The organism is Nostoc sp. MG11, assembly GCF_014904695.1.
Taxonomy (GTDB): Bacteria; Cyanobacteriota; Cyanobacteriia; order Cyanobacteriales; family Nostocaceae; genus Komarekiella.
This window is the reverse complement of record NZ_JACXXN010000005.1, coordinates 55,692-68,541: the sequence shown is the minus strand read 5'-3', so window position 1 is coordinate 68,541 and position 12,850 is coordinate 55,692. Positions and strand designations below refer to the sequence as shown.

The 12,850-nt window shown below is 42.8% G+C and carries 12 protein-coding genes; 6 read left to right on the top strand and 6 right to left on the bottom strand.

Features of this window, described 5'->3' with window-relative positions; genetic code table 11:
• Positions 1 to 113 precede the first annotated feature (113 nt).
• Positions 114 to 782, bottom strand: coding sequence for an SMI1/KNR4 family protein (locus HCR01_RS09450; RefSeq protein WP_193195975.1), 669 nt, complete (start codon positions 780 to 782; stop codon positions 114 to 116).
• A 121-nt stretch (positions 783 to 903) separates the two neighbouring features.
• On the opposite strand from HCR01_RS09450, the gene HCR01_RS09445 reads away from it, so the two are divergent.
• Positions 904 to 2,361 (top strand): protein adenylyltransferase SelO, encoded by a 1,458-nt coding sequence (locus HCR01_RS09445; RefSeq protein WP_193195974.1) that lies wholly within the window; start codon positions 904 to 906, stop codon positions 2,359 to 2,361.
• A gap of 73 nt (positions 2,362 to 2,434) precedes the next feature.
• Here HCR01_RS09445 and HCR01_RS09440 read toward each other — a convergent pair whose 3' ends face one another.
• Positions 2,435 to 3,460, bottom strand: coding sequence for an ABC transporter permease (locus HCR01_RS09440; protein WP_193195973.1), 1,026 nt, complete (start codon positions 3,458 to 3,460; stop codon positions 2,435 to 2,437).
• Between the two features lie 208 nt (positions 3,461 to 3,668).
• On the bottom strand, positions 3,669 to 5,321 hold the full coding sequence (locus tag HCR01_RS09435) for an ABC transporter substrate-binding protein (RefSeq protein ID WP_193196222.1): 1,653 nt from the start codon (positions 5,319 to 5,321) through the stop codon (positions 3,669 to 3,671).
• A gap of 678 nt (positions 5,322 to 5,999) precedes the next feature.
• Between HCR01_RS09435 and HCR01_RS09430 the strand changes: the two genes are divergently transcribed.
• Together HCR01_RS09430 and psbB are read left to right on the top strand one after the other, a co-directional pair.
• Positions 6,000 to 6,326 carry a hypothetical protein gene (locus tag HCR01_RS09430; protein WP_193195972.1) on the top strand — a complete coding sequence of 109 codons (327 nt, stop codon included), beginning with the start codon at positions 6,000 to 6,002 and terminating at the stop codon, positions 6,324 to 6,326.
• A gap of 563 nt (positions 6,327 to 6,889) precedes the next feature.
• Entirely contained in the window at positions 6,890 to 8,419 is a 1,530-nt protein-coding gene (gene psbB / locus HCR01_RS09425) for a photosystem II chlorophyll-binding protein CP47 (RefSeq protein ID WP_193195971.1), read from the top strand.
• Here psbB and HCR01_RS09420 read toward each other — a convergent pair whose 3' ends face one another.
• Complete coding sequence (locus tag HCR01_RS09420) at positions 8,420 to 8,563, bottom strand: hypothetical protein (RefSeq protein ID WP_193196243.1); 144 nt, start codon at positions 8,561 to 8,563, stop codon at positions 8,420 to 8,422.
• Here HCR01_RS09420 and HCR01_RS09415 point away from each other — a divergent pair.
• The 3 genes from HCR01_RS09415 (at position 8,548) to HCR01_RS09405 (ending at position 11,036) form a co-directional block, all read left to right on the top strand.
• A complete protein-coding gene (locus HCR01_RS09415) occupies positions 8,548 to 8,652 on the top strand; it encodes a photosystem II reaction center protein T (RefSeq protein ID WP_071604841.1) in 105 nt (34 codons plus the stop codon). The two genes, HCR01_RS09420 and HCR01_RS09415, sit on opposite strands and share 16 nt — an antisense overlap.
• Positions 8,653 to 8,956: 304 nt before the next feature.
• Positions 8,957 to 10,162, top strand: a complete 1,206-nt coding sequence (locus HCR01_RS09410; RefSeq protein ID WP_193195970.1) for a 30S ribosomal protein S1 — start codon at positions 8,957 to 8,959, stop codon at positions 10,160 to 10,162.
• A 139-nt stretch (positions 10,163 to 10,301) separates the two neighbouring features.
• Entirely contained in the window at positions 10,302 to 11,036 is a 735-nt protein-coding gene (locus HCR01_RS09405) for an HAD family hydrolase (protein ID WP_193195969.1), read from the top strand.
• Between the two features lie 52 nt (positions 11,037 to 11,088).
• Here HCR01_RS09405 and xseB read toward each other — a convergent pair whose 3' ends face one another.
• Both xseB and xseA read right to left on the bottom strand, forming a co-directional pair.
• Complete coding sequence (xseB, locus tag HCR01_RS09400) at positions 11,089 to 11,322, bottom strand: exodeoxyribonuclease VII small subunit (protein WP_193195968.1); 234 nt, start codon at positions 11,320 to 11,322, stop codon at positions 11,089 to 11,091.
• 69 nt (positions 11,323 to 11,391) lie between these two features.
• Positions 11,392 to 12,624 (bottom strand): exodeoxyribonuclease VII large subunit, encoded by a 1,233-nt coding sequence (xseA, locus tag HCR01_RS09395; protein WP_193195967.1) that lies wholly within the window; start codon positions 12,622 to 12,624, stop codon positions 11,392 to 11,394.
• Positions 12,625 to 12,850: the final 226 nt, after the last annotated feature.

Sequence of the window (12,850 nt, the reverse complement as noted above, 5' to 3'; positions counted from 1 at the left end):
ATAGCAGAGGGAGCAGGGGAAGCAGGGGAAGAATAATAAAATACAAATGACTCTTGACCCTTGACTCCTCACTTAGCGCTCAGCACTCCTATTAAAAACTAAAAAATTCAGTATTAAGACTGGCGAACTTGATGCAAACTTCGATTAAGCCAGTCTTCATACCAATCATAAAAACTCAAAGGTACCTCCTCATTACTATCTGCATGAAAATCATCAGTATCGGCGTCATGAAAAGAACGACAAAAACTTAAACAAGCGGGATATATTCCATTATCATTGGTACGGTCATCTATCCAGATTTTTCCGCGTTGTTCTCCGTTAATGACTAACATCGCATAAATTCCACAACCATAATTTGCAATGGTAAGAGTACCCTGAGTAAATCGATCATTAAAGTAAGCATCTTTGGGTACAAAAGAACCACCTTTATTCTCAGTAATCAAATCCAAATTGTTCCATGCCTGTGTTAAAGGAAATGGTTGAGAGAAAAATTCAGATTTTTTTGGGTATGGTGTTTCTGGAATGACATTTTCATATTCAATTCCTGGCAGTCTGTATAAACCGTATCCAGGCCCAGCACCACCATTGCCAACTTCTAATAGAAAGTTGCGATAGTCACTGGGTAGCGTGATATCGTATTTGGATTCAAACTTTTGAATATCTGTGTCACTCAAGCAAGAATTGAGTTGATACTGGTGTAATTCTGAGCCAAAAACTTGAAATGTAGCGTCTAAAATTGCTAATTGAGTCAAGTTTTTCTTTAATTGCAAAACTTTATTCATTATGCGTTCCGATTATGATGGTGGCGCTGCCATATTTGAGATATGGGTCGCTTTCTTCGTCTATGCTGATGCCGATGCCAGAGGTAGTATTAAAGGAAGAATGAATTAAGCTTTGCTCGTAATGACTCTGGCTGAAACTCCAAACTACAAGAATTCTAGCAATCCTTTTCTTACCCTCAACTACGAAAGCGCCTTGGAATCTCTAGGCGATGACTACTATGACGAAGTTGCAGCGGCGGAATTTCCTCAACACATCTTGCGTTGGCGTAACGATGCACTGCTACCTCGTTTAGGGCTAGACCCCGAAGCAGTCACAGACGAAGATTTCATCATAGCCTTTGGCAAATTTCAAGGGCGCAAACCCTTATTAGCACTACGTTACCACGGCTATCAATTTGGTGAATATAATCGGCAGTTGGGTGATGGCAGAGGCTTTCTCTACGGGCAAGTACGCGCTAGTGATGGCGAATTGTACGACTTTGGTACGAAAGGTTCGGGTAGGACGCCCTACTCCCGTGGTGGTGATGGTATGCTCACACTCAAAGGCGGGGTGCGGGAAGTTTTAGCAGCGGAAGCACTTCACTACTTGGGAGTACGTACCTCCCGCTGTCTAACTATGATTGAAACAGGTTTATCCCTTTGGCGGGGTGATGAACCTTCACCTACTCGCTCATGTGTGATGGTCAGAATGAGTAGTTCTCATCTTCGGTTTGGCACTTTTGAGCGACTGCACTATTTACAGCGTCCAGATTTAACTAAAAAGTTGCTAGACCACGTAATTGAGCAATATTACCCACACTTAAACGCCCAACAAGATAAATATGTTTTGTTTTACGCTGAATTAGTTGAACGATTTGCGAAACTTGCAGCACAGTGGATGGCGGCGGGTTTTTGTCATGCAGTCCTAAATACTGACAATATGTCAATTACAGGAGAGAGTTTTGACTATGGCCCTTATGCGTTTATTCCTACTTATGACCCGTACTTTACCGCTGCATATTTTGACTACTATAGACGCTACTGTTACAGCCATCAACCAAGTATTTGCAAGTTGAATTTAGAAATGCTTCAAGAACCTTTAAAGGCAATTATTGATAAAGGTGAGTTGGAAGCTGGATTAGCAAGTTTTGATGAGTATTATTATGCTGAATACAGTTCCTTGATGTTGAAAAAGTTGGGTTTTGAGCAATTGCAAAATCCAGAAGCTAATGAGCTTGTAAATCTAACAGTTGAATTTTTGCAAGATAGCCAAGTTGGTTATCACCAATTTTTTTATGAGATGGCTCGCACTTTTTCATCTAAATGGCGCGATGAACCCGGTTTTGTACTGAATAATTCAGATATTGTGCCAGTACCAGGGGCATCAGCAATTTTTGATAATTGGTGCATACTATACCATAAAATTTTGAATGGTTTTGATTGCGATCGCATTGATGTAATTGCTCAAACTCTAGCTGATCAAAATCCCAAAACAGTTTTACTCAGACCTGTAATTGAATCTACTTGGGAAGCGATTGCTCAAGAAGATAACTGGCAACCTTTTTACGAGTTAGTCAAGCAAATTCAGTCTAGGAGTTAGTCTTGATTTTATCTGTTTGGGAACTGGGGATTATTCATAACACATAATACTAAATACCCAGTACCCATTTTTGCTAATAGCGAATTCGTGGGTCTACATAAGCATTTAAAATATCAATCAAAATGCTGGCGCTCACAACGATCGCACCAAAAAATACTAGTACTCCCTGGACTGTGGGATAATCGCGATCGCTAATGGCTTGATACAGTCGATTGGCTAACCCAGGCCAAGAAAATGTCACCTCTGTCAAAATCGCCCCACCCAAGAGCGAAGCAAAAGTTAATCCCAAGACTGTAATTACTGGAATTAAGGCATTTTTTAAGGCATGGGAGACTAAAATCTTGTTTTCAGCTATGCCTCTAGCTCTAGCTGCTTCTATATAATCTGCTCGTAAGGTCTGTTTTAAATTCACTCGCACAATCCGCTCAAAAATCCCACTGAGCAAAATTCCTAGGGTAAGACTTGGAAGGGCGAGGTGGTGCAAAGATGTGAAAAACTGACTGAAGTTACCACTCAACAAACTATCAATTGTATACAACCCAGTGATAGGAGAAGGAGCCGGAAGATTTGGCGGAAAACGGTTGGAATTGGGAAACCAACCCAATTGTACTGAGAAAATCAACTGCAAAAGCATTCCCGCCCAAAACATCGGAAGTGCGTATGTGATTATCCCAAACAATCGCCCGCCTACATCAAAATATGTTCCAGGACGAGAAGCCGAAAGAGTACCAACCAAAATTCCGACGATAAGTGCAACCGCCATACTAAACACAGCTAATTCCACCGTCGCTGGAAAATATTGCCCAATTATGTCCCAAACATACTGTCCTCGACTCATTAAAGAAGTTCCTAAATCAAAGCGCAGTATGTTTCCTAAATAATTCAAGTACTGTAACCACAGTGGAAGGTCTAAACCCAATTGTTTTCGCAATTCCTCTTTAGCCGCTTCTGGCGCACGTCCGCCGAGAATTGCATCTGCGGGATCTCCTGGTGTTGCTCTTAATAAAAGGAATACGATAGTGATGATCGTTAACAACTGAAGTGGCGCTAAGAGTAAACGAGAGACGATGTAATATTGTAAAGCTTTAGAGCGAGACATATTTCAGTTATTTGTCATTTGTTATTTGTTATTTGTCATTTGTCATGAATAAAACAAAGCAATACCTTTCGGTTAACGAGGAAAGAGAAAAAGGGAAAGCTGAAATTTAGCTCTCACCTTTTACCCTTTAACTTTTCCCAAAGCACCAAGAATATAAGAAATGCTTATCAGGAAAAGTCTTGTAAAACAAAGGACAAATGACTATTGACTACTTTTTAATTGTCTTGTAAATCAGATTTTGAGTGGGGTCAAGTTGTGTATTGCTAACGCCTTTTTGGGCAAATACATAGTCTTTGTTTTGCCATAGAGGAACATAAGGAACGTCACTAGCTACCTGCGTTTGAATTTCTGTAAAAATTTTCTTCCGTGCTTCAGGATTTTGCTCTTGGCGTTGCTGGTCAATTAGCTTATTTACAGTTTCGCTATAGTAAAACGAACCTTGAGTTTGACTGCCTCCATCTTCGCATCCTTTAGCATCTGACCCTTTCTGGCAAGATAAAAATGGCTGTACATAATTATCTGGATCTAAAAAATCTGGATACCAATCAAGCAAAGCTGCTGGATATAAACCCCTAGAAATATCTTTGAAGAAAGTAGGGCCTTCCGCAGGGGTAACTTCAAATTGTAATATTCCATCCATCTTTGTATCAGCAAGAGATTTAAGTATCTGTGCTGCCAAACTACGAGTAGGTGAACTAGAAGGATACCAAATTTGTACTCTTGCGGGATTTTCTTTAGAGAAACCAGCAGTAGTTAACAATTGTTTTGCCCTATCCAAATTAGCATCACCATATTTATCTTTAAATAATGGCTGGGAAACATTAAACGTAGTGGGAATCATGCTGTAAAGTGGATCAGCTTGACCATACAAAGCTCGCTGCATAATTAGTGGACGGTCAATCATTGAGGCGATCGCAGCTCGAACTTCTGGTTGATCTAAAGGCTTTTGATTCCGGTTCAACACGAAATAACTTACTACACTACCTTGCGCCGTGATCGCTTGCCAATCCCCTTTCTTACCACCTTCCTCTAAGCTGCGAATTTGATCTGGTTGCAGAGATAAATAAGCTACATCTACTGCACCTGTACGGAAGGCATTAAATAAATTAACTGGACTAGTCTGGATTTGGACGTTAATACCTTTGTTAGCTGGTTTTTCTCCCCAATACTTGTCAAACACATCAAATCGTAGTGAATCAGTGCCATACTGCGCTAACTTGTAAGGCCCAGTCCCTACAAAAATATTTGGCTTAAATTTACCCGCGCCAATTTCATAAGCTTTGGGCGAAACTGCACATACTCCAGAAAACGCTAACAGTGAGGGAAAGGCAGCAAAAGGCTTTTTCAACTTAATTGTTAACTCAGACTCACCTGTGGCTTTCACTGAGTCCACTGTATCAGCAAGTAAGAAGGAAGGTTTACCCTTATTTTCGATAAAGCGCTGGATACTAAACTCCATTGCTTTGGCGTTAAAGGGAGTCCCGTCGTGGAAAACTACTTCCTTACGTAGGGGGATAGTATAAGTTAAACTATCTTGACTTACTTTTGGTAACGCTGTAGCTAGTTGAGGCTTTATTTCGGTGCTTCCTGGTTCGTAAGTATAGAGGCGATCGCTCATATTAAATACTAAACCCAAAGATCCCAACTCATAAGCATCCGCCGGATCGAGGGTTCTCGGCTTCGCTGTTGTACCTACAGTAATGCGACCGTCACCTGTAGGGCTACTCACAGAACCAGAAGGTGAGGTAGTTGTCTGTGGGCGAGGAGCGCAACTTACAACTAACAATAAACATAGACAGAACAAAGATAGGAATTGTGTAATCCGACCCCACTGTCTTACGGACAAGGAAAACCAGGTCATATCATCAAGATTTTTGAAATTAGCGGTCAGCAATTATATTATGTTTTTGTCCATCATGTTAAATTTTTACAATTAATTTCAGTAATACCTGGGGGTAAGCAGATACGTAGAAATAAATATAACTTGCCCTTGGTAGAGAGAAATTTTTCTACACTATTTTATTTATAGAGTTTAGATGTCTAAATCAAAGATTTTTCGTGGATATTAAAATTCCTAGTCAAGCTTATTCCCATTAGGAGATAGTACTATTTTGTTACAAAAAAACATTGACAAAAATATAGAGTTTTATATTTATTGAGCACGTAAACATTTTTATTTATTAAAATCTCAAATATTAATTAAATTTATCGTAAATTCATAATTACTGGGGAATAGCTTTGTTAAGCTTTGACCGTAACCCAAGTAATTTACATTAAAATTTTGCCTGTTGCAGCTTGCTTGGGCGTAGACGCCACGGACACTTGCCTAAACTTTTTTAATCCGAGTTTCTGAGCGCCAGCCTCCGGTACTCAGATTTCTTCAAATCAACGCAGTGTCATCCACAAGACAGTTTCTCATAGAGAGCGTCGGCTGCATGACTTTACTTACAAATATCGTGTTTATACATCAGTGATTGAAGCGATCGCGATATATATTGTGAACAACAGATTGAAAGTCTAACATAGTGGGATTAAGACCGTGAAGTATTTCTTTCTATCTGAGGGATGGACAGTTGCCAGAGTATGGGCGTCTGATGGACTCTGGCAAATCACTGCATGGCGACGCCAACCAGATATTCAGCGAATGAATATTTGCTTAGTAGAACAAAACGAATTGTTATGGCTTTATCGAGTCGAAGAGGCTATTTTAACCGTTGAAGTGAAGCCAACAACACCAGTAATCGCCAGTAAGACCATTGGTCAAGTAGTACTTAAGCGTCTAATGAGTGCCGAACAGGTAATTGAACGCCTAGGTACGGCTGAGACGAAGTGTCATTTGCAAAATATTCAATCAGTGGTTCAGTGAGAGATGGGGCATTGAGGAAAGGGAAAGGGTAAAGGAAAAAACCATCCCCTTAACCTTTAATCCTTCGGGTGACGCTCCTACGGACGCTCGTTCCTCTCTCCGAGATGCGAACGCTAACGCCAATTGCCTGGGTCTGGCTAACCCTCCCGCAGCACTGGCCTCACCTTTTCCCCCTTGCTCCTCTGCCCCTCTGCCTCCCTTTAATCATCCCCGTAAACATACGCAAATTAGATCTTGAACTGGGACGGGTAGCGAAATATCAGGAACATGCTACGCGATCGCATCAATTTACACGCTTGCAAACAGTTCCATCAATAGTTACACTTTTTAAAACATTCTCATTTTTGCTTGGCGATGGCTACCCTACGGGGTATAACTCCCGAAGCGAGTAAAGCGTTGCCAAACTACCCACACTGTCTAACTTATTAAGACTAAGTTGTGGTAAGACTCTGGTGGCAATAACAAAAAACAAGAGAGAGTTTTATGAGTGACGGCTTTCGTTACTTATAGCCTCAGTAAGAAAATTGCTTTGTAAACTAACTCATCGAGGAGGAGCGTAGTCGATGGGACTACCCTGGTACCGAGTACATACAGTAGTTCTGAACGATCCGGGGCGACTGATTTCTGTACACTTGATGCACACAGCGTTGGTGGCAGGCTGGGCTGGTTCAATGGCACTGTACGAACTGGCCGTTTTTGACCCCAGCGATGCTGTTCTCAATCCAATGTGGCGACAAGGAATGTTCGTGCTGCCCTTCATGGCACGTTTAGGCGTTACCCAATCATGGGGTGGTTGGAACGTTACTGGTGGCCCAGCAACCGACCCAGGTTTCTGGTCATTTGAAGGCGTCGCCGCAGCTCACATTGTTCTTTCAGGTCTATTATTCCTAGCTGCCGTCTGGCACTGGGTTTACTGGGATTTGGAACTCTTTAGAGATCCTCGGACTGGTGAACCCGCCCTAGATTTGCCAAAGATGTTTGGCATTCACTTGTTCTTATCTGGTCTACTTTGTTTTGGTTTTGGTGCTTTTCACCTTACCGGACTATTTGGCCCGGGAATGTGGGTTTCTGACCCCTATGGAGTCACTGGCAGCATCCAGGCAGTAGCACCAGAATGGGGCCCAGATGGGTTTAACCCATATAACCCTGGTGGCGTTGTGGCTCACCACATTGCTGCTGGCGTTGTTGGTATTATTGCAGGCTTATTCCACCTCACAGTACGACCCCCCGAACGGCTCTACAAAGCCCTGCGGATGGGGAACATTGAAACTGTACTTTCTAGCAGTATTGCCGCAGTATTCTTTGCCGCTTTTGTCGTAGCGGGTACTATGTGGTACGGCAACGCTACCACCCCCATTGAACTATTTGGCCCTACCCGCTACCAATGGGATCAAAGCTACTTCCGTCAGGAAATAGAGCGCCGCGTCCAAACTAGTGTTGCCCAAGGTGCAACTCTTTCTCAAGCTTGGTCGCAGATTCCTGAAAAACTAGCTTTCTTTGATTATGTCGGCAATAGCCCTGCCAAAGGTGGTCTATTCCGTACAGGTGCTATGGACAAGGGTGATGGTATTGCCCAGTCTTGGCAAGGACACGCAGTGTTCAAAGATTCGGAAGGACGGGAATTGACCGTGCGTCGTCTCCCCAACTTCTTTGAAACTTTCCCAGTAATCTTGACTGATGCGGATGGAGTTGTCCGCGCTGATATTCCTTTCCGTCGGGCAGAATCTAAGTACAGCTTTGAGCAATCTGGTGTTACCGTTAGCTTTTATGGCGGTAATCTGAATGGTCAAACCTTTACAGAGCCGGCTGATGTGAAGAAATATGCTCGTAAGGCTCAAGGCGGTGAAATCTTTGAATTTGACCGGGAAACTTTGAACTCTGACGGTGTATTCCGCACCAGTCCTAGAGGTTGGTTTACCTTCGGACATGCCGTATTCGCTCTGTTATTCTTCTTTGGTCATCTCTGGCATGGCGCTCGGACAATCTACCGAGACGTGTTTGCTGGTGTTGATGCGGATCTAGAAGAACAAGTAGAGTGGGGTCTGTTCCAGAAAGTGGGTGATAAGTCAACCCGCCGGAAGGAAGCTCTCTAATTATTGGGGACTGAGGACTGGGGATTGGGGAAAAAGCTCTTTACCAATACCCAGTACCCAATACCCAATACCTAATCCCCTAGCTTGGTACAATATCATTACTGGCTGGATAGGTAGGAACTTGTAATATGGAAAGCGTTGCATACATTTTGATTTTGACCTTGGCAATAGGAGTTCTCTTTTTTGCGATCGCATTTCGCGAACCCCCCCGCTTTGAAAAGAAAGATAAATAATTCTCTATTGCCAAATTTTTAAGCGAATCTATAAATATCCGCTGCTATTAATTGTTGTAGCAGCGGATATTTTTATTTATGTCATTTTTGGTCGTTTGTTTAGTTGTAACTACTAACTACTAACCAACGAGCAATCATTTGATATGTGATATAATTTTCCATCTGGGAGTTATTATGTGTTAATACTAGCCTTTGTGCGCTAGGATGGAAAAAGATGTGAGTGTAGACTACCATAAAGACGCTTGCATATACATAGCGCTTGTTACACAACCTTTACGGAGACTAGAACCGGGAACAAATCAGCATGGTCAATCAGAATTTAACCGCTACAGAAATTGGATTTACTCACGAAGATTTCGCTGCTCTACTTGACAAATACGACTATCATTTTAGCCCTGGTGATATAGTGCCAGGAACAGTTTTCAGTATAGAGCCGCGCGGCGCTCTGATTGACATTGGTGCTAAAACAGCAGCATATATACCTATACAGGAAATGTCTATTAACCGGGTAGACAGCCCGGAAGAAGTTTTACAGTCGAACGAAACGCGAGAATTTTTCATTCTCACCGATGAAAACGAAGATGGTCAATTAACCCTTTCCATTCGCCGTATTGAATACATGCGGGCTTGGGAGCGCGTAAGGCAGTTACAAGCAGAAGATGCGACTGTCCGTTCTGGCGTGTTTGCTACCAATCGTGGGGGAGCATTGGTAAGAATTGAGGGTTTACGTGGCTTTATCCCCGGTTCTCACATCAGCACTCGCAAACCTAAAGAAGAATTGGTAGGTGAAGAACTACCATTAAAATTCCTAGAAGTAGACGAAGAACGTAACCGCCTAGTTCTATCTCATCGTCGGGCGTTAGTTGAGCGCAAGATGAACCGCTTGGAAGTCGGCGAAGTAGTAATTGGTACGGTTCGTGGCATCAAACCATACGGTGCGTTTATTGATATTGGCGGTGTCAGTGGTCTACTGCACATCTCTGAAATTTCTCACGAACATATTGATACACCTCACAGCGTATTCAATGTCAATGATGAAGTAAAAGTGATGATCATTGACTTAGATGCAGAGAGAGGTCGAATTTCCCTTTCTACCAAGCAGTTAGAACCAGAACCCGGTGACATGATTAAGAACCGCGATTTGGTTTATGATAAAGCCGAAGAAATGGCTGCTAAGTATCGGGAACAGCTGCTAGCTAAACAGCAAGGTACTACAGCTACACCTGCTGCACCTGCGGAAGCTGACGCTATCGCTGAAGAAGATATTCCATCTGCAATGGAAGAAGTTGAAGAAGAAGTTCCAACTGCAACCGAAACTGAAGAAAATATTTCAGCAGTAGCTATTGAAGAAATTCCAACTGCAACCGAAACTGAAGAAAATATTTCAGCAGTAGCTATTGAAGAAATTCCAACTGCAACCGAAACTGAAGAAGAAATTCCAGTAGCTATTGAAAAAATTCCAACTGCAACCGAAACTGAAGAAGAAATTCCAGTAGCTATTGAAGAGTAATACATTTATAGTTTTACTTGTCTGTAATTAAAAGTATCAAAACATAGTAGAAAGAGGGATTTACCCTCTTTTTTTATGATATAAAATTGTTAAAAATTAGGAATAAAACCTTATAAATTAATCAGCGGGGTAGAATCTTTTGGTAACTATTAAATGTGGAAAGATCACGTTTTCAAATATCCAGGCAATTTTGTTTGATAAAAACGGTACTCTAGAAGATTCAGAAACGTATTTGCGATCGCTCGCACAAAAAGCAGCACGGTTAATAGATGCTCAAATTCCTGGAATTGGCGAACCCCTATTAATGGCATTCGGCATCAATGCTAATAATTTAGATCCAGCGGGTTTAATCTCGGTGGCGAGTCGTCGTGAAACTGAAGTTGCTGCTGCGGCATATATTGCTGAAACTGGTAGGGGATGGTTTGAGTCATTAAAAATAGCTCGTCAAGCTTTGGATGAAGCTGAAAAATACATTGGAAGAACTCCTTCACCTCTGTTTGTAGGTAGCTTGGAGGTGTTGAAATATCTCCGGGAAAGAGGACTCAAACTTGGCATCCTCTCAGCGGCGACAACTCAGGAAGTGCGTAAGTTTGTTGCAGATCACCAATTAAGTGATTACATCCAGCTGGAGATGGGAGTAGATGAGGGGCCGAGTAAACCAGACCCCAGACTATTTTTGCAAGCTTGTCAAGCTTTAGGGGTTGAACCGGGCGCTACATTGATGGTAGGAGATTCTGTTGGGGACATGCAAATGACGCGTAACGCCAAAGCCGCAGGTTGTATTGGTATCACTTGGGTAGGTAAGTCAGAGAATGTCCAAGGTGCAGACGTAGTAATTAATCAACTTGAAGAAATCCAAGTTTTAGCAGCTTAATTGAGTTTTAGCAAATAGAATAATCGCTGGTTGAAAAGTAACTAGAATATCTCTACTCATCGCTCAACGTTTCCATCAACAAATTTACCTGCTGCTGTCGCTGCTGCAAAAAGGTTTCACATTGACGTAAATACTCAACAGCGTTCGCAAATTGGTCAAACACCTCTGCAAGTTCCAACTCACCCGCTTCAATGCGAGCAATGATTGCTTCTATTTCTACCACCTTAGCTTCATAATTCCAACCCTCCATTGAATCAGAACTTGCAGCACTCTTACGTTTAACCATTCAACCCTTGGCATCCTTCTTTACGTTCGCGCAGCGTGTCGCAGACAGACGCTGCGCGATGGCGGCGAATTAATTCTTAACTTCCGTAACTTTCACTTTAACCTCACCTTGTGCCAATTGAATCAACAAATCTTGCCCCACAGCCAACTCAGCAGCAGAACGAGCGATCGCCCCATCTTCCTGTCTTACCACCGCATAACCACGCTGTAAGACTGCTTTCGGGTCAAGACTTGCCAACTTTTGCCGCAACATTTCTAAATGTTGTGTTGCTTGCTGCGATCGCCCCATTGTCGTTTGCACCAATTGCTGACGCTTCCAAGCTAGCTGCTGCGCCTCTTGCTGCACTTGTCGATCTAAACGCAAACGTCGCAAACGGTTGCGTAACACTTGCAGTTGATTAAGAGCAGTTTCCTCAGAGAAAAGCATCGCGTGATGCAAAGCCGCAACTCGCTGCCGATGCTCAGCATACAACTCTGAGAGTGCCGGTACAACCTTCTCCGCCGCCGCAGTTGGTGTATGCACACACGCATCTGCAACTAAATCTACCAAAGACTCATCCCGTTGATGACCAATACCAGTAATTACCGGAATCGAACAATTAGCAACCGATCGCACCACCCGCTCATCATTAAAGCAAGCTAATTCTTCAACTGCACCACCTCCCCGCGATAAAATTAGCACCTCGGCGCGTCCATCTCGTTCTACCCGCTCAACTGCTTTCACTATAGATTCTGGTGCTTGCTCGCCTTGTACTGTAGCGGGAGAAAATAAAACGTGTAAACCGGGATACCTTTGCTTGAGGGTTTTTTGAATATCACCCCAAGCCGCAGCAGTCGGTGAAGTGACGACGGCGATCGTTTGGGGGTGGGTTGGGAGCGATCGCTTTCTTTGAGCGTCAAACAACCCCTCAGCTAACAAGCGATTTTTCAGTTGTTGATAACGCAACGCTTGCAAACCAACACCAGCGGGTAAAGCCTGCCAAACTGATAACTGATATTCTCCCCTTTGTGGATATACTCGGATACTACCCAAGATAATTAACTGCTCACCAGGAATCGGCATTTGCGCGAGTTTTGTTACTTGGCTATTCCACACCACACACTTAATTCCTGCTGTTCCATCAGTATCTTGCAGCGTAAAAAATAACCCACTGCGATGGTGGTTAGCACTAGAAACTTCGCCAGTAACCCAAACTTGCCGTAGCTGCTCATCTTGCTCTAACAGCAGGCGGATATAGTCAGTTAACCCGGCTACTGAAAGCGCGGTATCGAAAATAAGGGATTCGGGAACGTCGAAAGTCATCAAAGATGCCTGAAAGCATTAGTGCTGGAGCGATTTTAGCATTTTTAATCAAAAAACATGCCCCATGTCCCATGCTCACAAACAGAGGAGCTTTAGCGCCGCTTTCAATGAACTTTGGACTAATGATTAATAACAGGGGAAATTGCGCCCGAATTGTTCGGTTCTACGACTGTCACGAGTACACAAATGACTATAACCTCATAAGTAGTAGTGAAATGCCTACCCT

Coding starts and splice junctions, on each gene's coding strand:
- HCR01_RS09420 (WP_193196243.1), bottom strand. CDS start 8,563: ATGCAACGCTTTCCATATTACAAGTTCCTACCTATCCAGCCAGTAATG.
- xseA (WP_193195967.1), bottom strand. CDS start 12,624: ATGACTTTCGACGTTCCCGAATCCCTTATTTTCGATACCGCGCTTTCA.
- HCR01_RS09435 (WP_193196222.1), bottom strand. CDS start 5,321: ATGACCTGGTTTTCCTTGTCCGTAAGACAGTGGGGTCGGATTACACAA.
- HCR01_RS09410 (WP_193195970.1), top strand. CDS start 8,957: ATGGTCAATCAGAATTTAACCGCTACAGAAATTGGATTTACTCACGAA.
- HCR01_RS09445 (WP_193195974.1), top strand. CDS start 904: ATGACTCTGGCTGAAACTCCAAACTACAAGAATTCTAGCAATCCTTTT.
- xseB (WP_193195968.1), bottom strand. CDS start 11,322: ATGGTTAAACGTAAGAGTGCTGCAAGTTCTGATTCAATGGAGGGTTGG.
- HCR01_RS09415 (WP_071604841.1), top strand. CDS start 8,548: ATGGAAAGCGTTGCATACATTTTGATTTTGACCTTGGCAATAGGAGTT.
- HCR01_RS09450 (WP_193195975.1), bottom strand. CDS start 782: ATGAATAAAGTTTTGCAATTAAAGAAAAACTTGACTCAATTAGCAATT.
- HCR01_RS09440 (WP_193195973.1), bottom strand. CDS start 3,460: ATGTCTCGCTCTAAAGCTTTACAATATTACATCGTCTCTCGTTTACTC.
- psbB (WP_193195971.1), top strand. CDS start 6,890: ATGGGACTACCCTGGTACCGAGTACATACAGTAGTTCTGAACGATCCG.